A 21986-nucleotide genomic window follows, 5' to 3' on the forward strand; every position below is an offset into this window, starting at 1 on the left:
CTGGTCGGCGGCGAGGACACCGGCACGGCGACGTCCGCGCCGACGTCCGCACCGACCGACGGCGCCTCCGCGACGCCGTCGGCCACCGCGCCCTAGCGTTCGCGCGCCCGCCAGCGGGGGGCGTGAACGCCAAGGGGCGACGGGTGAAGGGGTTGCACAACTGCGCCACCGCCGGACGCGGAGCCAAGCAACGGCGGGTGAAGGGGGCCGCCTGCCGGGCGCGCGAACGCTAGGGCGCGGTGGCCGACGGCGTCGCGGAGGCGCCGTCGGTCGGTGCGGACGTCGGCGCGGACGTCGCCGTGCCGGTGTCCTCGCCGCCGACCAGGTGCGTGGCCAGGGCGACCAGCACGACCGGCTCCGCGGCCGCCGTCACCACGCCGTGCCGCAGCGTGATCACGTAGGTGCGCACGTCGGCGGCCACGACGAACGAGACGTCCTCGGCGTCGGACAGCAGGAAGCCGTCGTGGCCGGCCACCGGCTGCGCCGTCACCACGGAGCCCGCGGCCTGCGCGTCGTCGACCGTGGACTCGATGCGGCCGGCGGCGGTCTCGGCGTCGGTGTAGCCGCTGACGGCGATCTCCAGCGGCACCGGCGGCGGCGTGGGCGGCGGCGTCTGCCCCTCCGGCACCTCGGGAACGCCGTAGCTGCAGGTCAGCCGCCCGGTGCGACCGGAATCGGGGAGGAACTCGTCGTTGTAGACGCGGACCGTCTCGCCCTGCATGGGCACCTGCAGGATCTGCGCGACGTCGCCGGCGGAGGCGAGGTCGCCGCAGAGCTCGGGGACGCCGGTCGTCGAGGTCGGCGACGCCGTCGGATCGCCGGCCGCCTCGGTGCCGTCGCCCTCCGTCGGCTCGCCCGAGGTCGGCACCACCGGCACCTCGGGCTCGTCGCCGTTCGAGCAGCCGGGCAGCACCAGGAGCAGCGGCAGGAACAGGGTCGCCGCCGTGGCCGGCCCGGTCGGCCGGCGGTCTCTGCTCGTCACGAGCACACCGTAACCTCCCGCGCCGCCGCGGGCACGCAGGCGACGCGCCGGGAACATGCGACGAGCCCCGCACCCGGGATGGGTGCGGGGCTCGTGCGATGCGGTCGGCTCAGTTGCCGGTGAGCTTCTCGCGCAGCGCCTGCAGCGCCTCGTCGGACGCCAGCGTGCCGGCGCCTTCCTCGGCCTCGCCCGAAGTGTAGGTGGACGGGTTGTCGGCCTTCGCCTCGGCGTCGGCCTCCTGCGCGCTCTCGATCTGGGTCTTGTGCGCCTCCCAGCGAGCGTGCGCCTCGGCGTACTGCCGCTCCCACTCCTCCCGCTGCTTCTCGTAGCCCTCGAGCCAGTCGTTGGTCTCGGGGTCGAAGCCCTCGGGGTACTTGTAGTTGCCCTGGTCGTCGTAGTCGGCGGCCATGCCGTACAGCGTCGGGTCGAAGTGCTCGCTGACGTGCGCGGCGGTGTCGCCCTCGTTGGCCTGCTTCAGCGACAGCGAGATGCGGCGACGCTCGAGGTCGATGTCGATGACCTTGACCATGACGTCCTTGCCGACCGTCACGACCTGCTCGGGCACCTCGACGTGGCGCTCGGCCAGCTCGGAGATGTGCACGAGGCCCTCGATGCCGTCCTCGACACGCACGAATGCGCCGAACGGGACGAGCTTGGTGACCTTGCCGGGCACGATCTGGCCGATCTGGTGGATCCGGGCGAACTGCTGCCACGGGTCCTCGAGGGTGGCCTTGAGCGAGAGCGAGACGCGCTCGCGGTCCATGTCGACGTCGAGCACCTCGACGGTGACCTCCTGGCCGACCTCGACCACCTCGGACGGGTGATCGATGTGCTTCCAGGAGAGCTCCGAGACGTGCACCAGGCCGTCAACGCCGCCGAGGTCGACGAACGCGCCGAAGTTGACGATCGAGGAGACCACGCCGGAGCGGATCTGCCCCTTCTGCAGCGTCTGCAGGAAGGTCGACCGGACCTCGGACTGGGTCTGCTCGAGCCACGCCCGGCGGGACAGGACCACGTTGTTGCGGTTCTTGTCCAGCTCGATGATCTTGGCCTCGATCTCCTTGCCGACGTACGGCTGGAGGTCGCGGACCCGGCGCATCTCGACCAGCGAAGCCGGCAGGAAGCCGCGCAGACCGATGTCGAGGATGAGGCCGCCCTTGACGACCTCGATGACGGTGCCGGAAACGACGCCGTCGGCCTCCTTGATCTCTTCGATCTTGCCCCACGCACGCTCGTACTGCGCGCGCTTCTTGGACAGGATCAGGCGGCCTTCCTTGTCCTCCTTCTGCAGGACGAGGGCCTCGACATCGTCGCCGACGGCGACAACCTCGGAGGGATCGACGTCGTGCTTGATGGACAGCTCACGCGAGGGGATGACGCCCTCGGTCTTGTAGCCGATGTCGAGCAGGACTTCGTCCCGGTCGACCTTGACGACGGTACCGGAAACGATATCGCCGTCATTGAAGTACTTGATGGTCTCGTCGATCGCGGCGAGGAAGGCTTCCTCGGACCCGATGTCGTTGACCGCGACCTGCGTGGTCGTCCTGGGGGCCGTCGAGGTAGGCGTCTCGGCCTCGATGCTGCTCGTCATGTGGAAGGGGACTCCGGACAAGGTTCGGTGGTGTGTAGTTCGCGCCAGGACCCTTGGATCGCTGTGCCATCACCGACCAGGTCCTACGTACCCCTGTGCCGCCAACCGACAATAACGAGCGCGAGCCTGCTCCGTCCGAGGTTCGCGCAGGCCCACAGCGCATGCATAGATTACCTGTACGCGACGACCAGGGTCAATCGGCGCAGGGTCGCGAGTTGATCACGGCAACGGATTCAGCTATGGCCTCACCTGACGTCGGGCCCCCGTTCGCTCGGCTCGGACCAGGATACTCCCGTCCGGCCGGATCGGCTGGAACGTATCGATGCTGGCCGGGACGGGTGCGCGGCCGTGGTCAGTAGCGGTGCAGGCTGCCGGCGGACTGGCCGTCCTCGTCGAACTCGTCGAACAGGCCGTCGTCGTCGCGGACCCGGCGCCGGCCCTGGGTGGGCGTGGCGGGGCGGCTGGTGTCGGACTCCGGCGCCGCGTGCTGGGGCCGCGGGGACGCCGGGCCGGTGGACTCGGCGGCGGGCTCGGACGCGGTGCCGGCGGTGCCGGCCTCGCCGGTGAGCGGCTCCGGGCGGGACGGCTCGGCCTCCTCCGGGCCGGCGGCCTCGGTGCGCCCGGGCTCGGTGCCGCCGGGCTCGATGCCGCCGGGCTCGGCGCGGCCGGCCTCCGTGCGGCCGGCCCCGGCCAGGTCGGGGTGCTCCTGCGCGAATCGGGCCAGCTCGGCACGGGCCTTCTCGAGCCGGGCGAGGTCGAGCTGGGCAGGCCCGGTCGACGGGTCGCCGGTCGCGGGGCTCGGTGGCTGGTCGGGCGGCGACTGACTCAGCAGCGAGTGTCCCGGCTGCGCCTGCAGCTGCGCCCGCCCCACCGGCGGACGGACGGCGGACGACTGCGGGAGGCGGCGGGGCAGTGGCTGCGCGGTGCGCTCCTCCAGCGGCCGCTCCCCCGGCGTCTCGGCGAGGGACTCGGCAGCCGACGACGCGCGTGCGGCATGGGTCGTCCGGTCGGCCGCGGCGGTGTCGGCCCAGCGGGCATCCTCGGCCCAGCCGGCGTCCTCGACCCAGCCCGCGCCCTCAGCCGAGGCCGGCGACGCAGCCGGCGACGCGTGGGCGGCCGGCGATCCGTGGGCATCCGGCGATCCGTGGCCGGTGCGGGTCACCTGGTCGAGACCGGCGTCGTCCGCCCAGCCGAGCTCCTCGGCGGGACCGGCGGACGAGGCGTCGTCGGCCCACCCGGCCCCGTCCGCCGCAGCCTGGGCGGCCCGGTCGGACACGCTGTCGTCGGCCCAGACGGCCGCTCCCGCCGGAGCGTGGGCGGTCGGGGCCGGCGCGCCCTCGGCGGACCAGACGGCCTCGTCGGCGCGGGCGGCCTGATCCGCGCGGGCGGCGTCGATCCGTGCGGCACGCGTGACCCTGGCCGGTCGGACGGTCTCGGTGTGCGGGCGCGGCGCCTCGGCGTAGGGGGCGGCCGCAGCATCGTCGACGGGGGTGTCGTAGCGGGAGCCCCGGAGGTCCGCGGCGGCGCTGACAGTCGGCGCCACGTACGGGACCGGTGTCACGGCACGTGGCCGCACCGGCTCCTCCTCCGTCCGCGCGAAGACGCCGGAACCGCCTGGCCCACCGGGGCCGAGGTCGTCGTCCGGCAGCGGCGCCCGCCGCTTGCCGGTGTACGCGCCGCGCCGGGCCAGCAGCAGCCCGAACACCACGAACACCAGCCCACCCGCCGCGGCCGCCACCGGGATCGTGTCGCGCACCAGCGCCAGCCGGTCGGCGGTGGAGGAGAACTCGTCGACGTTGGCGCTGACCTGGTCGCGGGTGTACTCGATGGTGCCCTGGACGATCGTCGGGCCGCGGGTGCCCTCGAAGTCGAGGTAGGAGTCCTGCTGCTCCTCGCCCTTGATGATCGCGCCGGTGCGCGGCTCGACCCAGATGGTGCGGGTGTTGCTGTACATCCGGTCCGCGACGATGGAGCCGGGCTGGCCGAACAGCGCTCCGGGGATCTCCAGGGCCGACACCGGCGTCGGCTCGATGACCTGCTCGAACACGTAGACGGGCAGGCCTTCGAGGGTGGTCTCGCTCTGGAACTCCATCGGCCGGGTCTCCTGGATGGTGGAGTCCCAGAACGGGTACGAGCGCTGCTCGGTGCCGAACGGCAGCTTGAAGTAGTAGCCCTCGTGGTCGACCTCGACGCGGTCGGCGCGCTCGCCGGTGGGCGTGTAGTACTGGTCGAAGCCGTCGACGGCGTCGCCGCCGCGGCGGTCGAAGGCGACCCGCTCCTCGAAGTAGGAGAGGACGTTCTCCTCCGGTGTCGCGCCGGCGCCCTGCTCGTCGAACGTGGTGACGCTGGTGTCCCAGACAGCGGTGTCGTCGGTGCTGTCGCCCTGGTCGGGGATGATCCGGCGGACGGTGCGGACGTCGGTGACGCGCTCGACCTCGGCGTCCTGACGCACGACGGCGCCGAGGTCGAGGACGGTGACGCCGGCGCCCGTCGAGACCCGTTCGGCGACGTCGTTGGGCACGACCGCGAGGCGCGGATAGGCGTACCAGCGGGACAGCGGCGCGAGCACCAACATCAACACACCCAGTCCCACCAGGACCAGGCCGATACTGCGCCGCATGGGCAAAGCCTTCCGGATCGGGGTCTCCGCGCGGCCCGTGTGTCACCACCGCCGGGCGCGGCCCCGGGGCGGCACAGGGGCTCCCCGTGAACCTACCCTCCGAGCCGAGCCCGTGCATGCCACTCGGCAAGATCGCCCCCGATCAGAGCCCCGGACCGGCCCGGACGAGACCGGTCAGCCGCCCCGCAGCGCGGGCAGCACCCGCTCGCCGTAGACGTCGAGCGCCGCCACCGGATCCGCGCCGGACGCGTTCTGCAGGCACACCACGGTCGCGCCGAGCTTCTCGACCTCGCGGATCCGCTCGACGTGGACGTCCGGGTCCGCCGACAGGGCGTAGCCGGCCGCGAGCTGCTCGTCGGAGACGGTCTCCTCGCCGTGCCGGTACATGGCGGCGGGGTCGTGCCAGTCGTCGGAATAGTGGTCCGGCGGCTGGGCGCCCTTCCAGACCCGGGCGGCCTCGAACGCCGCCGAGTCGTCCGGCGCCCAGGAGAACCCGGCCTGCAGGATGATCTCGCCCGGCTCCTTGCCGAGGTCGTCGCAGGCCGACCGGTACGCGTCGATGATCGACGGGGCCTGGTCCGGCTTCGCCAGCGTCCAGAGGCCGTCGCCGAAGCGGGCGGCCAGCCCGGCCGCCTGGTCGCCGAACGCGGAGACGTAGACGGGCACCCGCCGCCGCGGCATGGAGTGCAGCCGGGCGGCGACCGTGCGGAACCACTGCCCGTCGAAGTCGACCGCCGAGCCGTCCAGCAGCCCGGTGATGATCTCCAGCGCCTCGGCCATGCGGTCCAGCTGCTCGTCCGGCGGCGGCCAGTTCATCCCGCACGGGGTCTCGTTGAGGCTCTCCCCCGAGCCGATGCCCAGGAACGCCCGCCCCGGCGCGAGCAGCTCGAGCGTCGCGAACGCCTGCGCCACGACCGCCGGGTTGTACCGGTACACCGGTGCGGTGACGCCGGTGCCCAGCGGGACCCGGGACGTCGCGTGCGCGATCGCGCCGAGCACCACCCAGGCCTGCGGCGACTCCCCCGGCTCCCACCACGGCTGGTAGTGGTCGCTGAGGTTGACGGCGTCGAAGCCGGCCCGCTCCGCCGCCACCGCCTGGTCGACGAGCGACGACGGGCCGAACTGCTCCGTGGCGAGCTGGACCCAGTACCGCGCGGTCACGGCGCGGACGAGGTCTGGGCCGGGTGCCGGCCCTCGGCGAACTCCTCGACCATCTTCGCGCAGAAGGCCGGGAGGTCGTCGGGCTTGCGGCTGGTGACGAGCCCGTGGTCGGTGCAGACCTCCTCGTCGACCCAGGTGGCGCCGGCGTTGCGGAGGTCCGTCTGAAGGCTGGGCCAGGACGTCAGCGTGCGGCCGCGCACGACGTCGGCCTCGACCAGCGTCCACGGGGCGTGGCAGATCGCGGCGACCGGCTTGCCGGCCGCGAACATCGCGCGCACGAACTCGACCGCGTCGGGCGACATCCGCAGCTGGTCCGGGTTCACGACCCCGCCGGGCAGCATGAGCGCGTCGTAGTCGTCCGGGCTCGCCTCGCCGACGCCGCGGTCGACCTGGAACGTGTCGCCCTTGTCCAGGTGGTTGAAGGCCTGCACCTCGCCGGGCTGCGGGGCGATCAGCGACGGCCGCCCGCCGGCGTTCTCGATCGCCTTCCATGGCTCGGTCAGCTCGACCTGCTCGACCCCCTCGTTCGCGACGAGGACCGCGACCCTCGTGCCGTCGATTCGCTCAGCCATGTCGATTCCCTCCCGTTCTCGGGTTCGGTCGTCCTTACGGGCGTCCCGTACCCAGCCACGGGGTCGAGCATGGCGTCGATCCGGACGTACTCGTCGTCCTCGGGGACCGAACCGGGTCGCTGCCAGGCGACCGAGCCGACGACGGCGAGCGCGATCGCGACCAGGACCAGCCCCTGCGCCAGCGCCGAGTGCGCGCCGGGATCGGGGCCCGGCCACGGCCGCAGCGCGACCACGATGCCTGCGAGGAGAACGCAACCCGCGGCCAGCGCCGGCGCAAGCCGGGTCAGCCAGGGCCGCCGCGGACCGGCGAGGAGGACGACGGCGCCGACGGCGGCCGCGGCCAGCCCGGCCGCGCCGCCGAGCAGCACCAGCACCCCTGCCCCGAGCAGGATGACCGGCGCGGCCCGCTGCCGGCGGTGCCGCGCGGTGACCGGCGCCCGATGCGGCCCCGACGGCGCCAGCGGCACGGTCCGCCGGGCCCGCCGCCCCGCCGGAGCCGACGCGTCCAGCGGGAGCCGCTGCGCCGGTACCGCCGACGGCGTCAGCGGAACCCGGGTGCCCCGCCACGCCAGCACGCCCACGACCAGCACGAACCCGATCCCGGCCAGCAGCGCCCACCGGTACGGCGCGTCCGGCCCGTACGTCAGCTCCACGACGCCGGCCGCGCCGACCGGCAGCACGAACCCCTGCGACCAGCCGTCCAGCCGGACCGGCTCCAGCGACTCGCCGTTCAGCGTCGCCGACCAGCCGCTGTTGAGGTTCTCCGCGACGGCGAGGACGGCGGGCCGGTCGCGGGCCGGCACGACGACCTCCCGCTCGGCCGCGCCCCAGGTCTGCACCGTGATGTCGAGCGGCGCCGGCGCCTCCGGCAGCTCACCGGCCGGGCGCAGTGTCAGCGACTCCGGCCGCACCGCGCCGGCCGACGCGACGGCGACGGTGTGCGACCCCGCCGCCAGCGGCACCGGGCCGGCGCCGTCGCCGCAGGGCCGGACGTCCAGCCGCCGCCCGTGCAGCAGGTCGCCGACGGTCGTCTCCACCCGCGTCGAGACCGACGTCCCGTCGACGACCAGCGCCGGCCCGTCGCCGCATGCGATCGAGACCGGCCGCGCCTCGTCCACCGGCAGGCGCAGGTCGTCGGCGCCGAGCACGACCACCTCGGACACGCCCGCCGGCAGCACCGAGCGCAGCCCGAACGCCGGGTCGCGGTCCTCCACCTCGGCGACCTCGACGATCTCGATGGTCAGCTCGTCGGTGCGGACCGGCTCCGGGAACGTCACCGTGCCGTCATCGTCGACGCCCGCCTGGAACCGCGCGTCGCCGGCGCGCACCTCGACCAGGCTGGGCCGCGACGCCGCCAGCCACGGCTGGACCTGCAGCCGCAGCCCCTCGACGGTGCGCCGCGGCCCCCAGGTCAGCGTGAGCGCCGGCGCCTCGTCGCCGGGCGCGGCCACCCAGCCGGTGCCGGGGTCGCGGTCGACGGCGGCCTGCGGACGGCCCAGCGGGTCGGAGACGGCGCGCGAGCCGGCCGTCGCGACGATCGCGTCCGGGTCCTCCGGCGCGAGCAACGCCTCCAGCGACCGGCCCGGCCGCGGCCGCCCGGTCAGTTCCGCCGAGTACTCCGCGGCGGCGGACAGCTCGACGGCGCGGCGCAGCTCCCGGTTCTCCTCGCCTGGCCGGGCCAGCTGCCGGGCGCACCGGGCGACGTCGGTCTCGCCGGACCGGGTCGCGACGCACTCGCCGCGGCGCCCGTCCGCGACGGCGAACACGAGCGTCGCCGGGGCCACGTCGCCGGATGCCGCGCCGCCGAGATCGGCCTCCGTCACCTCCGGAACGTCCAGCGTCCGCGTCACCGTCAGGTCCGGGACGGTCAGCTCGCGGATCCCGACGCCGCTGACGGTGCCCTCTCCGAGGCCGACGACGGTCACCCGCAGCGTGCGGGTCTCGCCGGACGGGACCGCGAGCACCTGCGGCTCGTCGCCCGGCTGCAGGTCGCTCTCCAGGACGCCGGTGTCGGTCTGGACGGCGACGCGCTGCAGCGGCGCGCTGACCGGCCCGCCGACCAGCGGCGTCAGCTCCACCGACGGCACCCGCCGCGGCTCGTCGAACTCCAGCTCCAGCCACTGGCCGACGGCGCTGCCGTACTCCCCCGACACCCAGCTGGTCGCGTTGTCGCCGTCGACCGCGGCCCACGGTGAGTTCTCCGCGCCGCGCGCCATCGTCGCCCGCGGGTCGGACCCGGACGACGACGCCGTCACGTCGGCGACCCCGGACACGACGGCCACGGTCTCCCGGGAGACCGAGTCGACGGGTAAGAAATCGCGCACCACTCGCCCCAGCCCGCCGGACTCGTCCGCCGCCAGCACCTCGGTCGTGTTGTCCCGGCTGACGCCGAACCAGACGGCCCGGCGGCGCAACCCGTCGGTGACGACGGGGACCGGCGCGGGGTCGGCCACCCCGGCGCCGTCGCCGGCCACGAACGCCGCCCGCCCGTCCAGCAGCCCGGCGTCGCCCGCCGTCAGCAGCGACTCCGGCCCGCCGGACAGCCGGAGCGTCCCCTCCAGCGGATACGCGGCGACGCGGTGCTCCTCGACGCCGGGGTCGGCGATCGCGAAGACCTCGACCGCGGGGTACTGGACGTCCAGCCGCGAGTCCGACGCGGCCGCCGGGTCGTCCGTCGCGCCGGTCTTCGGGCCGAACGTCGCGACCCGCTCCGCGCCAGGCAGGTCGGCGATGGCCTGGTGGACGAGCGCGGCCCGCGGCGCGTCGGTCCGGGCCCGGTCCAGGTCGTTGCGGACGACCAGGTGCGTGACGCCCGCGCGGCGCAGCGCGTCGACGACGCCCGCGCCGCCCTCGCCGGCGGCCAGCCGGGTCTCGACGGCGTCCAGCAGCCGGATGTTGCCCGCCGACGAGAGCGGGACGGAGTCGCGCACCGCCCACGCCGTGTCACCGAGCGCCTGCAGCGGCTCGTCGCGCGGCCCGCCCCACGTGTACTCGGCGAACGACGTGCCCGGCACCAGCAGCGCCCGCCCGGTGCCGGCGTTCTCGTCCAGCCAGTCCGACGCCTCGTGCCAGTAGTCCGGGATCGCCTCGTAGGACCCGGCCTGCGGCAGCCGTCCGGCCAGCGCGGGCGTCGCCACCCCGGCGATCACAACGACCGCGAGGCCGACGACGAGCACCCGGAACCGGCGCACCGAGATGGCCGGCACCCGCAGCATCGCCAGCGCGTGCGCCAGCCCCAGCGCCAGCGGCAGCCGCAGCACGACGTCGAACTTGTGCACGTTCCGGAACGGCGCCAGCGGCCCGTCCAGCAGCTCGCGCACGGTCGACGCCAGCGGGCCGGCGGCGGCGCCGACGTACCCGGCGGAGACCAGCGCCAGGCCGAGCACGGCCGAGGTCAGCAGCACCCGCCGCCCGGGCAGGTCGCGCCGTGCCAGCCCGCCCAGCCCGATCGCCGCGATCAGCACCGTGTGCAGGATCAGCACCGGCTCGCTGGCCAGCAGCCAGCCGGCCGGCCACTGCGGCCCGCCGGCGACGGAGAGATAGGACAGCCAGTGGTCGTTGCCGCGCAGCACCTCGATCAGCGACGTGTGCTGGGTGGTGTTGCCGGCCGTCTCGATCCAGTCCAGGAACGGCGGGCTGTGCGATCCCAGGAGCAGCAGCGGCACCCACCACCACACCGTCACGGCCGCGCAGCAGCCCACCCACCACGCCGCGAACCGCCACCGCCCGGGCCAGTGCGGCGCCAGCAGCAGCCACAGCCCGGCCGGCACGACGGCGGCGGCGGTCGCGGCCGCGTTGACCCCGCCCATGCAGAGGACGGCCAGCGCGGACAGCGCCGCGTTCCGCACGACCGGACCGCCGCGCCAGGCCCGGACCAGCGGGATCAGCGCCCACGGCGCCAGCGCCGTCGGCCACGCCTCGACCGACACCGCGCCCAGCGACACCAGGATCCGTGGCGCCAGCGCGTACACCAGCCCGCCGAGCAGCCGGGTCCATGTCCGCCCGATGCCCAGCTCGCCGGCCAGCTTCACCACGCCGAGGAACGCCGCGACCAGGATCAGCGACCACCACAGCCGCTGCACCATCCACGCCGGCAGCCCGGCCAGCTCGCCGGCCAGGTGCGCCGGCCCCATCGGCCACAGGTAGCCGTAGGCCTGGTTCTGCAGCTGCCCGAATGCGGCGGCCGGCTCCCACAGGTGCAGCGCGCGCTCCAGGAACCCGCCCGGGTCGGCGGTGAGGTCGACCTTGGTGTCCGGCACGATCAGCCCGGGCGCCTGCCGGAACGCCAGCGCGACCAACCCCAGGCAGCAGACGGCGAGCTGGACCCGCCACGCCGGCAGCCGGCGGCGCGGCGCGCTTCGATGTGCGGTCATCGGCGGCGCAGCACCACCGCGAGGTTCCACGTCGCGAGCTCGCGCAGCCCCGGCACCCGGACGACGGCGCGCGCCCAGCGCGGGTGGTAGCGCGGGAACGCGTCCAGCAGCTGCCCATGCGGCGTGTGCCGGGCCCACAGCAGCGCGTCGGCGACGGAGACCGGGAACAGGCTGGTCCCGTACCGGTTCTTGGGCTCGTGGCCGTGCTTGCGGACGTAGCGACGGACGGCCGCCTCGCCGCCGAGGTAGTGCCACGGCGCGGTCTCGTGCCCACCCCACGGCGACAGCCAGACGGTGAAGGAGAGGAACACGACGCCGCCGGGGCGGGTCACCCGCAGCATCTCCTCGGCCATCGCCCACGGGTCCGGCACGTGCTCCAGGACGTTCGACGAGTAGGTGACGTCGGCGGCGCCGTCGCGGATCGGCAGCGCCATCCCGCTGCCCATGACGCTGCCGGGCTCGGGCCGGCCGCGGGCCGACAGCTCGCCCAGGTCGCTGTCGACGGAGACGTACCGGGCGCCGGCCCGGCCGAACGCGGCCCGGAAATAGCCCGGCCCGCCGCCGACGTCGAGAACCAGCGCTTCGCGCAAATCGGCATAATCGGACAATTGCGCGACCGAGTCAGCGGCGAGCACGCCATAGAAATGGTCCGGGTCACGCTGTTCGGAGAGGAATGCCCGGAATAGCCGCACCGAACGGCTGAGGGTCGCACTACGGCCCGGGGAATCGGTGAGGAGCACGTCGGCACATTACGTCAGTTGACGGTGCAGTTGGGCCGATTCGTCACGACTGGCGGAAAACACGGTGCGCCGCAGCAGCGCGTCCCACGAGCGGACGGTCTGGTCCCAGGTGAACGTGGCCGCGCGGGCGGCGGCGGCCCGGCCCAGCGCCTGCCGGTAGACGCCGTCGGCCAGCAGCTCGTCGGTAGCCGCGGTGAGCCCGTCCAGGTCGTCGGCGAGCAGCCCGGTGACGCCGTCGACGATCGACTCGGCCAGCCCTCCGGCGGAGCGGTAGCCGATGGTCGGGACCTGGTGCTGGGCCGCCTCGACGACGGTGAGCCCCCAGCCCTCCTTGACCGACGGCGCCAGCATGACCCAGCTGCGGGCCAGCTCCTCGTGCTTGGCGCGCTCGTCGACGAAGCCGAGGAAGTCGGTGATGTCGTCGACGCCGAGCTCGGCGGCGGCCCGGCGCAGCCGCGGCTCCCACCAGCCGTCGCCGATGACGCTGACCCGCAGGCCGGGCCGGCTCGCGCGGAGCCGGGCCGCGACCTGCAGGGCGTGTTCGACCCGCTTGTGCGGCACGAGTCGGCCCAGGACGCAGATGCGGGGGGTGTCCGCGCGCTGCGACGTCGTGGCCGGTGCCGGTGCGGTGCCGTTGTGGACGACGTCCACTCGCCCGGGACCGACCCCGAGCGTGACGAGCTCCGTCCGGGTGATCTCCGAGACGGTGACGTACTGGGAGCGCCGGTACACGCGCGGCGCCAGGCGAGACTCCAGCCACCAGCCCAGCCGGGCGGCGGGCGGGCCGTAGACGACCCCCCACTGCTCGCGGTGGACGTGGTGGACGAGGACGACCACGGGGCACCGGACGGCCAGGCGGCTCCAGAACGGGATCCCGTTCTGCACATCGACGATCACGTCGGGCCGTCCGAGTGCCCCGCTGGCCAGCATCCGGATCGCGTGCGCATAGACGGTGAACTTGCCACCGCGCCGCACGATCCGGTAGCCGTCGCGCCGCTCCACCTTCGGCGCGCCCGGATGGGCCGCACAGAAGAACGTCACGTCGTGCCCGGCGGCGGCCAGGCCCGCGGCGACGTTCTCCACGTAGCGTTCCGAGCCGCCACCCTCCGGGTGGGTGGTGTCGCGCCAGTTGAGCAGCACGACGCGCAATGGGCGCGGCTCGACCAGGGTCTCGGGGGAATGCACGGTTGTCGGGGGTGAGTCAGTTGTCGTCGTAGTTGATCAGCTCTTCGTGGCTGACCTCGCCGGCGTCGCTCGGCTGGCTCACGTTCACCGCGGTGACGACGGTCAGTCCGGCGAGCACCACGCCGACAATGGCGGCGACAACGCCTCCGAAATTGCCCATGAACGAAAGCACTCCTCGTGCGGTGTGGAAATCACGACATGAGGGAGCGTAACGATCCGCGGCGACGAGAGAAGGCGTTACGGGCAAGATCGGCCGATGCGACGACGAGAATGACCGAAAAGACGATATCGGCGGCGATGACTGGCGGAGCGGGCGGAATTCTGGTCCATGTCCCGATGTCGCCGGAAACGCGATAGAGGTCGAGAGTCCCGTTGATTTCGACCGATTCGAGCGATTCGAGCAGTCCGTCCGGGAGCTCGCCCGGGGTGTCCCGCTCGACGGCGACCCAGCCGACGCCGAGGGTCGCCAGCTCCTCGGCCGCGTCGCCGGTCTCGAGGGCGGCCGCGACGGCGGCGGCCCGGCGGTCCTCCCCCGGCACGACGGTGTCGCCGCCGACCGGCAGCGCGTCCGGGACGACGGCCTCGACGCCGAGGTAGCGCGGCGCCGGATCGAGGACGGTCCGGTCGCCGGCCCACGGGAACCGGCGGAACGGCTGGTAGGGCAGGACGACGAGGTCGCCGCCGTCGCCGTCGATCGCCGTGCGGACGTCCGCCCAGGCCGCCGGGTAGCGGGACGGCTCCAGCCGGCCGGCCGCGCCCCAGGCGAGGTCGGGCAGGGCGGCGATGGGCGCCAGGGCGGCCGCCACCATGATCCCGGCGGCGACGCGGCGACGAGTGACCGCACGGGCCAGCCGGGCGGCGCCCGCGGCCGCCGCCAGCGCGACCGGCAGCGCGTACCAGGCGAGGAACTTCTGCCCGTCGCGGATCAGCCCGCCGCCGGGGACCTCGGACACGAGCCACTCCAGCACCGTGTCGCCGCCGGGCAGGGCGCTGCTCGCGGCGACGAGCAGCCCGGCCGCGGCGAGGACGCCCAGCACCGTCAGCTCCGTGCGGCCCAGGTGGCGACGCAGCTCCGTCACGCCGGCGGCCGCGAGCGCCAGCAGCAGCACCGTCAGCACGACGGCCGACGCCAGCTCCCTGCTGTCCGGCACCGCGCCGTCGTTCCAGATGCCGCCGAGCGTGAGCAGGCTGCCGAGCAGGCCGAGCGGCGAGTCCGCGGCGGCGGCGAACGCGGCGACGCCGGCCGGGTCGGAGACGGCCGGGTCGGGCCGCAGGACCGACGGGACCACCCACGGCGCCTGCAGCAGCAGGACGGCGGCCGCCGCCACGACGCGCGTCCGCGTCGGCTGCCGGCCGCCGGGAGCGAGCACCAGCGCGCCGAACAGCGCCGCCGCGAGCAGCCCGCCGGTCGGGGTCAGCGACGACACGCCGACCAGGAGCACGGCCGGCGCCAGCGCCGTCGTCCGGCCGGCCCGGACCCGGCGGCCGAGGATCAGCAGCCACGGCAGCGCCGCATACGCGATGAGCGTCGGCCAGTGCCCGATGACCAGCCGCTCGAACATGTAGGCGTTCCATCCGTAGGCCGACGCCGCGACCAGCCGGGTCCCCGTCCGCACGTCCGGCAACGCCCGCCCGGCGCCGAGCGCGGCGCCGAACACGATCGCGGCCAGCGCCAGCTTCTGCAGCACCTGCCCGGTGAGGACGTCGTCGAGGATCGCGACCGCGGCGTCCAGCGGGACGGCTCGCGGCATCGCGCTGCTCAGGCCCACCGACGACGGCAGCAGCGCCTGGTCCGGCACCGCGACCATGTCGTAGGACAGCACGTAGCCCGGTCGCGCCAGCGGCCCCAGCATGGCGACCGTGAGCAGCGCGCACCAGGCCAGCAGCACCCGGTCGCCGCGACGCGCCCGCCGATGCCTGGCGACGGTCGGCGCAGCGCTCACCGGCGCGAGCATAATCGCCGCCACCCCGGCCGCACGCCCGAATCGTTCACACACCGCCGTCCGCTCACGGTGAGGGACGGGGCGGCCGCCGGGGGGCTGGCGGCCGCCCCGGGTCTCAGGTGCGGCGGCTCCGGAGGAGCGTCGCCGCGGCGGCCGCGGCCGCGAACACGCCGAGCGCCACCACGCCGCGGGTGAGGTTGCGGCCGCCTTCGCCGCTGACCTCCGGGATCTCGAACATGAACGCCGTCTTCAGCGTGGCGCCGTCCGGCGCGCCGTTGACCAGCGGCTCGTTCTTCACCCGCTCGGCGCCGGCCTCCAGCATGGCGTACCGGGTGCCGAAGTCGGCGGCGGTCTCCTGACCGGCGTCGGCCAGTTGCGACGCGCCCTCGGTCGAGAGCCGCTGGGCGCCGTCGACGAGCTGCGGTGCGCCCTGGGCGGCCTGGAGCAGGCCGTCGTAGATCTGGACGGATCCGTCGGCGGCGGCTTCCAGTCCGGTGGCCAGCACACCGGCCCCGACGGCGGCCTCGTCGGCGCCGTCAGCCAGCTGACCGGCGCCGTCGGCGATCTGCCCCGCCCCGTCGGCCGCCGCGCCCGCGCCGTCGGCGAGCTGACCGGCGCCGTCCTCGATCTGACCGGCTCCGTCGGCGGCGTCGCGGGCGCCGTCCTCCAGCTGCCCGGCCCCGTCGGCCAGCCGGCCCGCGCCGTCGGCGGCGGCCGCCGCGCCCGCGGCCAGCTCCCCGGCGCCGTCGGAGATCTGCAGGTTGCCGGCGTGCAACTGGTGCGCGCCGTCGGTGAGCTGCAGCAGCCCGGCCAGCAGCGCGTCGCCGCCGGCAATGATCTGGTCGACGCCGTCGCTGAGGCCGTTCACGCCGCCACGCAGCGTCTCGTCGGCCGGGGTGTCGTCCGGTTCGCCGACGCCGCCCTGCACCGACTGCACGACGCCGCTGACCAGCTGCTCGATGCCGCCGTCGAGCAGGTCGAGGCCCTGCAGCAGGCCGGGCCGGTCCTGGTCGCAGATGCCGCGCTCGTTGGACAGGCCGCACTGCAGCCGCACGAGCCCTGACAGAATGCCGTCGCCGCTGGTGATCGCGTGCGTCAGCGAGTTGAGCCCGCCGTAGAGCGTCTCGCGGTCGCCCGGGTCCTCCGGGTTGGCCAGCCCCGCCTGCCCGTCCTCGAGTTGCGTGATCAGCGACTCCAGCACGACGGTCCGGGTGACGACGTCCAGGCTGGCCGGGACGCCGACCCGGGCCGCCGTCAGTGCCGCCGCCTCGGCCGCGCCGTAGCAGACCGGGTCGAAGCCGCTGTTCGCCTGGTTCTGCAGGTCGGTCAGCACCGTGATCGCACAGCCGAGGCGCTGGTAGGCGCCCATCTCGTCGCGGTTGTCAGACTCGTTGTAGACGCCCTCGGCCATCTGCTCCAGCGCCGGGACGGCCTGCTCCTCGAGGCCGAGCCGGATCGTCTCCAGGCCGCCGAGCAGCGTGCCCTCCTCGTCGACGTCGCCGATGCCGGCGCGCAGCCGGTCGATGCCGTCGGCCAGTGGCTGCGCCTGCGCGGGCAGCCCGCCGATGCCGTCGTAGAGCCGGGTCAGGCCGGCGTCGACGCGGTCCAGGCCGGACCCGACCTGCTGCAGGCCGCCGATCAGCTCCGGCGCCCGCTCGCCCGCGGTCTCCAGACCCTCGGCCAGCCGGCCCGCGCCGTCGGCCGCATCGGAGGCGCCGTCGGCCAGCTGCGACGCGCCCGGCGCGAGCTGCCCCTGCAGCCCGGCGGCCAGCTCCTCGCCGCCGTCGGCCAGCTGGCCGGCGCCCGGCACCAGCCGCTCCGCCAGCCCGTCGGCCAGCACGCCGGCGCCGGCGGCCAACTGCCGTGCGCCCGGGGCCAGCTCGCCGTTGACGCCCTGGTAGAACTCCTGCGCCCCGGCGTTCAGCTGACGCGCTCCCGGCGCCAGCTGGTCGCCGAGCCCGTCGGCCAGCTCGCGGGCGCCCGGCGCGGCCTCGTCGGACAGGCCGGTGCTCAGCTCCTGCGCGCCGTTGCGCAGCTGGATCAGCCCGCCGAGCAGGTCCGCCGCGCCGTCGCGCAGCCGCAGCAGGTTCTCGTCGATGGTCATCGCGCCCTCGGTGAGCGCCGTGCCGGACTCGATGCCGCCCTGGTAGCCCGCGACGCCACTCGCGTAGGTGGGGCTGTCCAGCGGCGAGACCGGCAGCGCCGACAGCGTCGCCCGCGGGATCACGCCGTCCTCGATGACGGCGGTGTAGCCGAACTCCTGCTCGGCCGAGCCGATCGGCGGGAACAGCGTCAGCGCGTACGTCAGCCGGGTGCCGCCGCGGCCGTCGCCGCCCATGTTGGCCTCGTCGGAGCGGACGTCGGTGAACGACGACGGCAGCGTGGTGGTCATCGTCCCGACCATCGGGACGTACACCTCCTCCTCGGCGGTGACGAGGTTGCCCGTGCCGTCGTCGTACTCGATCTCGCGCGACTCACCGGTCTCGTTGACGACCCGGTACCGGACCTCCAGCTCGCCGGACTCCCCAACCACGTCACCGGCGTCGACGACCTCGCCGTTCAGCCGGTACTCGATGGACACGGACAGCGGCAGGTCGCCCTCGAAGTCGGACACCGTGCGCCGCCGCTGCTCCCCGTCGACGTCGGTCTCCAGGATCGCCTCGCCGTCCTCGGTGTCGGTGTCGCCGAAGCCGTCCAGGTTGCGCAGGCCATCGGTCGTGACGGGGTTGCGCAGCTCGACGCTGCCGGTGCCGGTGAGGTCGAGCTGGTCGTAGACGCGGGCCCGATCGACCCCGCCGTCGCTGTTCAGGTAGACCTGCACGGTCTCGGTGTTCGTGATGTCGACGTCGGCGGCGGCGGTCGGCGCGGCCACCAGCACGAGGGTGACGGCGCCGGCGGCCGCCGTCATGATCCGGCGGCTCATCGAAGCGCCCTTTCCCAGAACGGGCCCCGTGCGGTCTCGCCGTCGGGCTCGGGTTCGGGCCGCACGGCGTCCGGCTCGTCGTCGGAGGCGTACCGGCCGCGCTCGCGGTCACGCTCCTCCTCGATCGTGTTGCCGAGGAAGACGGTGGCGAGGAAGCCGAACGCGGCCGCCAGCAGCACCGTCGTCAGCGCCGTGGGCGAGGTCTCGACGAACTCCGGCGGAGCGGCCGTGTAGGCGACCTCGTACGCGCCGACGACCGCTGCCGCCCCGATCAGGAAGGACCACAGCGGCAGCCGGCCGGAGGTCAGGAACGCGATGAGCAGGCACGCCAGCACGACCAGCATCGCGGCGACGCCGCGTCCGGCGGACGTGTCGGGAAGCCAGGCGGCCCGCAGCGCGTAGCCGAGCCAGGCCAGCAGCGCACCGGCCAGCAGGCCGGCCGCTCGCTCCCACGGCTGCCGATCCGGTACGACGCCGGTCGCGCCACCGAGCGCCGCCCCCAGCAGGGCGACGTGCTCGAGTTCCAGCCCGAGCCAGTCGCCCCCGAAGACCAGTACGCCGGTCGCCACAGCCAAGAAGACCCCTGGCAGGAAATAGCCCCTCATCGCTTCCTCTCCGGCGGACGTCCACGGCCACCGCGTCAATGAGGAGACTTCTTACCAGCCAGTAACAAGAAGGTCCAGTACTTTCAGCAAGAAACTTGGTCATGCAAGCACAACCGTGACATGAGGGACACAGCGAGCCGGAGGAGGCCAGCGCAGACGACCCCAGCAGAGTCGGTAGCCGACCCCGAGCGGACCAGAAGAGGCCAGCGAACCGGCAGAACAGCGAGGCCAGGAGCCAGGGCCCATCTTCCGGCGCCCCCGACACTGGAAGCAGCAGGGGGCAGGCCAACGTGGCAAACCCAACGAACGAGCGCCCGGCCAACGCAAGCCCGGCCACCGAAGCCCGCAAGCCTGGCACGATAGGGCGCGTGCCGCAGCTCGTCAGACGCCTGCTCGGCGCCGGTCGCAGCTCCGCGGGGCTGCTCGCTCTCGGCACGAGCGTCGGCAACCTGCTCGGATACGCCCTCACGGTCGCCGGCGCCCGCCGCCTCGGCCCGCACGAGTTCGGCGCCTTCAGCGCCCTCCTCGCCCTCATCATCGTCGGCAACGTCGCAGCGCTCGCGGTCCAGGCGACCACGGCCCGAGCAGCGGCGACCGGCCGTCCCGTTGCCCCGGCAGTCCGCTCCGGCCTCATCCTCGCCATCACGATCGGCATCGCGCTGACGGCGCTCAGCCCGGCCGCCGAGTCCGTGCTGCAGCTGCCGTCGCCGACGCCGGCAATCGCTGCCGCCGTCGCGATCGCGGCGCTCACCGCCACGGCGCCGTCGCTGGGGATCGTGCAGGGCCGGGAGCGGTTCGGACTGCTCGCGGCGCTGGTGACGATCCAGGCGGCGCTGCGCGTCGGCGGCGGGCTGGCCGGGATGGCGCTGGAGCCGACCGCGACCAGCGCGCTGATCGGCATCGCGGCCGGGTTCGCCGCCGCCGGCGTGGTCGCCTGGCTGGCCGCGCGGCCGGCGTCGCTGTTCTCGCGGCGCGGCGGGTTCGCGGTTCGCGCGACGCTGTCGTCGGGCGCGATGCTGCTGGGCTTTGTCGTGCTGACGAACATCGACGTGATCCTGGCCCGGCACGTGCTGTCGCCCGAGGTCAGCGGCCTCTATGCGGCCGGGTCGATCTTCACCAAGATCGCCTTCTGGCTGCCGCAATTCGTCCCGCTGCTGGCCTTCCCGGCGCTGGCCGACCCGCTGCGGCGGCGCTCCGCGGTGACGCTCGGGGTGACGGCGGTCGCGGTCAGCGGCGCCGCGCTGACGGCGCTGTGCTGGGCGTTCGCCGACCCCGCCGTCGACCTCGTCGCCGGACCGTCCTACGACGACGTCGTGGCGTGGGTGCCCGGGTTCGCCGGGCTCGGCGCGCTCTACGCGCTGGCGCACCTGCTGGTCTACGCGCACCTGGCCCGACGCGACCGCTGGACGACCGGCGTGCTGTGGGTGGTGCTGGCGGCCTACGTGCTGACCGTCGAACTGTGGGCGACGACGCTGGCGGGCGTGCTGGTCCCGGGCCTGGTCGCGGCCGCCCTGATCGTGCTGTGGGGCCTGGCCCGCGAGCGGCTCGGCACCCCGTCCCCGGTTGAGGGAACGGAGAGCGCGGTCGCTCCGGCGACTACCTGACCGGCCGGCCGAACCAGCGGCGGCGGCTGGTCGTCCGCGCCGCCGGGGTCGCGGTGTTCGGCGTCTCGGCCGCGGTCGGCTCCGGCGCGGACTCGGTCGGCGTGCTCTCGGCCGTCGGCGGCTCCGTGGACGGCTCCTCGGTCGGCGCCGGGCAGTCCGGGTCGGTCTCGGGGGTGCCCTCGGCCGGGCAGACGCCGTCCTCGGTCGGCGTCTCGGTGCCGTCCTCGGTCCCTGCGGCGTCGCCGGTCTCGGTGCCGCTGGCGTCGCCGGTCTCGGTGCCGCCGGTCTCCGTGCCCGTGTCGGTCCCGGTCTCGGTCCCCGTCTCGGTCCCGGTCTCGGTCCCCGTCTCGGTCCCGGTGTCGGTGCCCGTGTCCGTTCCGGTGTCGGTGCCCGTGTCCGTTCCGGTGTCGGTGCCGGTGTCCGTTCCGGTGTCCGTGCCCGTCTCGGCCCCGGTATCGGTGCCCGTGTCCGTCCCGACGTCGGTACCCGTATCGGTGCCGGTCTCCGTTCCGGTGTCGGTACCCGTATCGGTGCCCGTGTCCGTCCCGACGTCCGTGCCCGTTTCGCTACCGGATACGTCGCCACCACCGTCATCGTCACCGGGCGGCGTGGTCGGAGGCTTCGTGGGCGGCGGCGTGAAGACCGGCGGCGTCGTGGCCGGAGGCTTCGTCGGCGGCGGGGTGGTCCCCGGCGGCGTGGTGCCGGGCGGCGTCGTCGGCTCCGGGTCCGGCGGGGTGGTCCCCGGCGGGGTCGGCGACGGCGTGCCGGACGGGTTCGGCGCGTCGGTCGACGCCGGCGGCAGCGGCGGGCCGGCCGGGCCCGGGCCGGGCGTCTCGGTGATGTAGCCGTTGCCGTTGTCGTAGGCGCGGATCCACGACATCACGTTGTTCGCGTACGTGGTCGACGGGTTGTAGCGCATCAGCGCGGCCCGCAGCTGCGCCTCGTCGGCCAGGTTCCCGCCGCCGGCGCACAGGTACTTGGCGGCGGCGAGCGTGGCGTCGAAGACGTTGTGCGGGTCGACGGAGCTGTCGCCGTTGCCGTCGGCGCCGTAGGCCTTCCAGGTGCCGGGGATGAACTGCATCGGGCCGACCGCGCGGTCCCAGACCGTGTCGCCGTCCCACCGGCCGCCGTCGCTGTCGCCGATGGAGGCGAAGCCGTTCCCGTTCAGCGCCGGGCCGACGATGCGCGGCTGCACGTCGCCGTTGGCCGCGACCTGCCCGCCGTTCGCGTGCCCGGACTCGATCTTGCCGATGCCGGCGAGGATCTCCCAGCGGATGCCGCAGCCCGGGTTCTCCAGCGTCAGCTGGGCGGCGGCGTTCTGGTACGCCTCCAGGACCAGGCCCGGGATGCCCAGACCGCTGGCGAGGGTCTGTGTGACGACGCCCGGCGACGCGCCCGGGCCGAGCATGAACCCGCCCGCGATCGCGGCCGCGTTGTCGGCGACCACCGTGACCGAGGCCTGGCCGTCGGTGTGGTCGCTGGAGACGATGGCGTCGCCGCGACCGTGGTAGATGTCATCGGACTCGCCGTCGGGATAGTCCGACGACGCCGAGACCAGCGAGGTCGGACCCGGAAGTCCCGCTGCTCCCCCAAGGCACAGGACCCCCGAAGTCGCCACGACGGCTCCAGCGGCTCGCAACACAGGGCGCAATGCGGACTCCCGTTCTCACGACGTCCCCACGAGCCT

Annotated in this window: 14 protein-coding genes; 1 reads left to right on the forward strand and 13 read right to left on the reverse strand. The window is 74.5% G+C overall.

Features of this window, described 5'->3' with window-relative positions:
* Positions 1-229: 229 nt before the first annotated feature.
* The 12 genes from C1I92_RS08770 to C1I92_RS08820 all read right to left on the reverse strand — a co-directional run bounded on the left by C1I92_RS08770 (position 230) and on the right by C1I92_RS08820 (position 18665).
* Entirely contained in the window at positions 230-982 is a 753-nt protein-coding gene (locus tag C1I92_RS08770) for a hypothetical protein (RefSeq protein WP_146605064.1), read from the reverse strand.
* A 109-nt stretch (positions 983-1091) separates the two neighbouring features.
* Positions 1092-2573, reverse strand: a complete 1482-nt coding sequence (gene rpsA / locus C1I92_RS08775; protein WP_111254292.1) for a 30S ribosomal protein S1 — start codon at positions 2571-2573, stop codon at positions 1092-1094.
* Positions 2574-2925: 352 nt separating this feature from the next.
* Entirely contained in the window at positions 2926-5193 is a 2268-nt protein-coding gene (pgfA, locus tag C1I92_RS08780) for a cell envelope lipid trafficking protein PgfA (RefSeq protein WP_111254293.1), read from the reverse strand.
* A gap of 174 nt (positions 5194-5367) precedes the next feature.
* Entirely contained in the window at positions 5368-6354 is a 987-nt protein-coding gene (locus C1I92_RS08785) for a TIGR03557 family F420-dependent LLM class oxidoreductase (protein WP_158564052.1), read from the reverse strand.
* Positions 6351-6926 carry a type 1 glutamine amidotransferase domain-containing protein gene (locus C1I92_RS08790; protein WP_111254295.1) on the reverse strand — a complete coding sequence of 192 codons (576 nt, stop codon included), beginning with the start codon at positions 6924-6926 and terminating at the stop codon, positions 6351-6353. Before C1I92_RS08790 ends, C1I92_RS08785 begins: the two co-directional genes overlap by 4 nt.
* On the reverse strand, positions 6854-11299 hold the full coding sequence (locus C1I92_RS08795; protein ID WP_111254296.1) for an alpha-(1->3)-arabinofuranosyltransferase domain-containing protein: 4446 nt from the start codon (positions 11297-11299) through the stop codon (positions 6854-6856). Before C1I92_RS08795 ends, C1I92_RS08790 begins: the two co-directional genes overlap by 73 nt.
* Entirely contained in the window at positions 11296-11889 is a 594-nt protein-coding gene (locus C1I92_RS08800; RefSeq protein WP_233506895.1) for a class I SAM-dependent methyltransferase, read from the reverse strand. Before C1I92_RS08800 ends, C1I92_RS08795 begins: the two co-directional genes overlap by 4 nt.
* A gap of 159 nt (positions 11890-12048) precedes the next feature.
* A complete protein-coding gene (locus tag C1I92_RS08805; protein WP_199521080.1) occupies positions 12049-13224 on the reverse strand; it encodes a glycosyltransferase family 4 protein in 1176 nt (391 codons plus the stop codon).
* A gap of 16 nt (positions 13225-13240) precedes the next feature.
* Positions 13241-13384, reverse strand: coding sequence for a hypothetical protein (locus C1I92_RS33715; protein WP_158564053.1), 144 nt, complete (start codon positions 13382-13384; stop codon positions 13241-13243).
* 31 nt (positions 13385-13415) lie between these two features.
* The gene (locus C1I92_RS08810) at positions 13416-15167 is read right to left on the reverse strand and encodes an MmpA family trehalose lipid delivery protein (RefSeq protein ID WP_146605065.1); all 1752 of its coding nucleotides are present in this window, start codon (positions 15165-15167) and stop codon (positions 13416-13418) included.
* Between the two features lie 115 nt (positions 15168-15282).
* Positions 15283-18090 carry a hypothetical protein gene (locus C1I92_RS08815; protein WP_111254300.1) on the reverse strand — a complete coding sequence of 936 codons (2808 nt, stop codon included), beginning with the start codon at positions 18088-18090 and terminating at the stop codon, positions 15283-15285.
* On the reverse strand, positions 18087-18665 hold the full coding sequence (locus C1I92_RS08820) for a hypothetical protein (RefSeq protein ID WP_146605066.1): 579 nt from the start codon (positions 18663-18665) through the stop codon (positions 18087-18089). The genes C1I92_RS08815 and C1I92_RS08820 overlap by 4 nt, the downstream gene beginning before the upstream one ends.
* 398 nt (positions 18666-19063) lie before the next feature.
* Between C1I92_RS08820 and C1I92_RS08825 the strand changes: the two genes are divergently transcribed.
* Positions 19064-20299, forward strand: coding sequence for a lipopolysaccharide biosynthesis protein (locus tag C1I92_RS08825; RefSeq protein ID WP_111254302.1), 1236 nt, complete (start codon positions 19064-19066; stop codon positions 20297-20299).
* On the opposite strand, the gene C1I92_RS34350 is transcribed toward C1I92_RS08825, so the two are convergent.
* On the reverse strand, positions 20292-21917 hold the full coding sequence (locus C1I92_RS34350; RefSeq protein WP_199521081.1) for a lytic transglycosylase domain-containing protein: 1626 nt from the start codon (positions 21915-21917) through the stop codon (positions 20292-20294). The genes C1I92_RS08825 and C1I92_RS34350 overlap by 8 nt on opposite strands.
* Between the last annotated feature and the right edge of the window lie 69 nt (positions 21918-21986).

The organism is Jiangella anatolica (assembly GCF_003236295.1).
Lineage (GTDB): Bacteria > Actinomycetota > Actinomycetes > Jiangellales > Jiangellaceae > Jiangella > Jiangella anatolica.

Bases quoted from the DNA above. Each gene is read 5' to 3' on its own strand.
- rpsA (WP_111254292.1), bottom strand. From the start codon at position 2,573: ATGACGAGCAGCATCGAGGCCGAGACGCCTACCTCGACGGCCCCCAGG.
- C1I92_RS33715 (WP_158564053.1), bottom strand. From the start codon at position 13,384: ATGGGCAATTTCGGAGGCGTTGTCGCCGCCATTGTCGGCGTGGTGCTC.
- C1I92_RS08815 (WP_111254300.1), bottom strand. From the start codon at position 18,090: ATGAGCCGCCGGATCATGACGGCGGCCGCCGGCGCCGTCACCCTCGTG.
- C1I92_RS08795 (WP_111254296.1), bottom strand. From the start codon at position 11,299: ATGACCGCACATCGAAGCGCGCCGCGCCGCCGGCTGCCGGCGTGGCGG.
- pgfA (WP_111254293.1), bottom strand. From the start codon at position 5,193: ATGCGGCGCAGTATCGGCCTGGTCCTGGTGGGACTGGGTGTGTTGATG.
- C1I92_RS08790 (WP_111254295.1), bottom strand. From the start codon at position 6,926: ATGGCTGAGCGAATCGACGGCACGAGGGTCGCGGTCCTCGTCGCGAAC.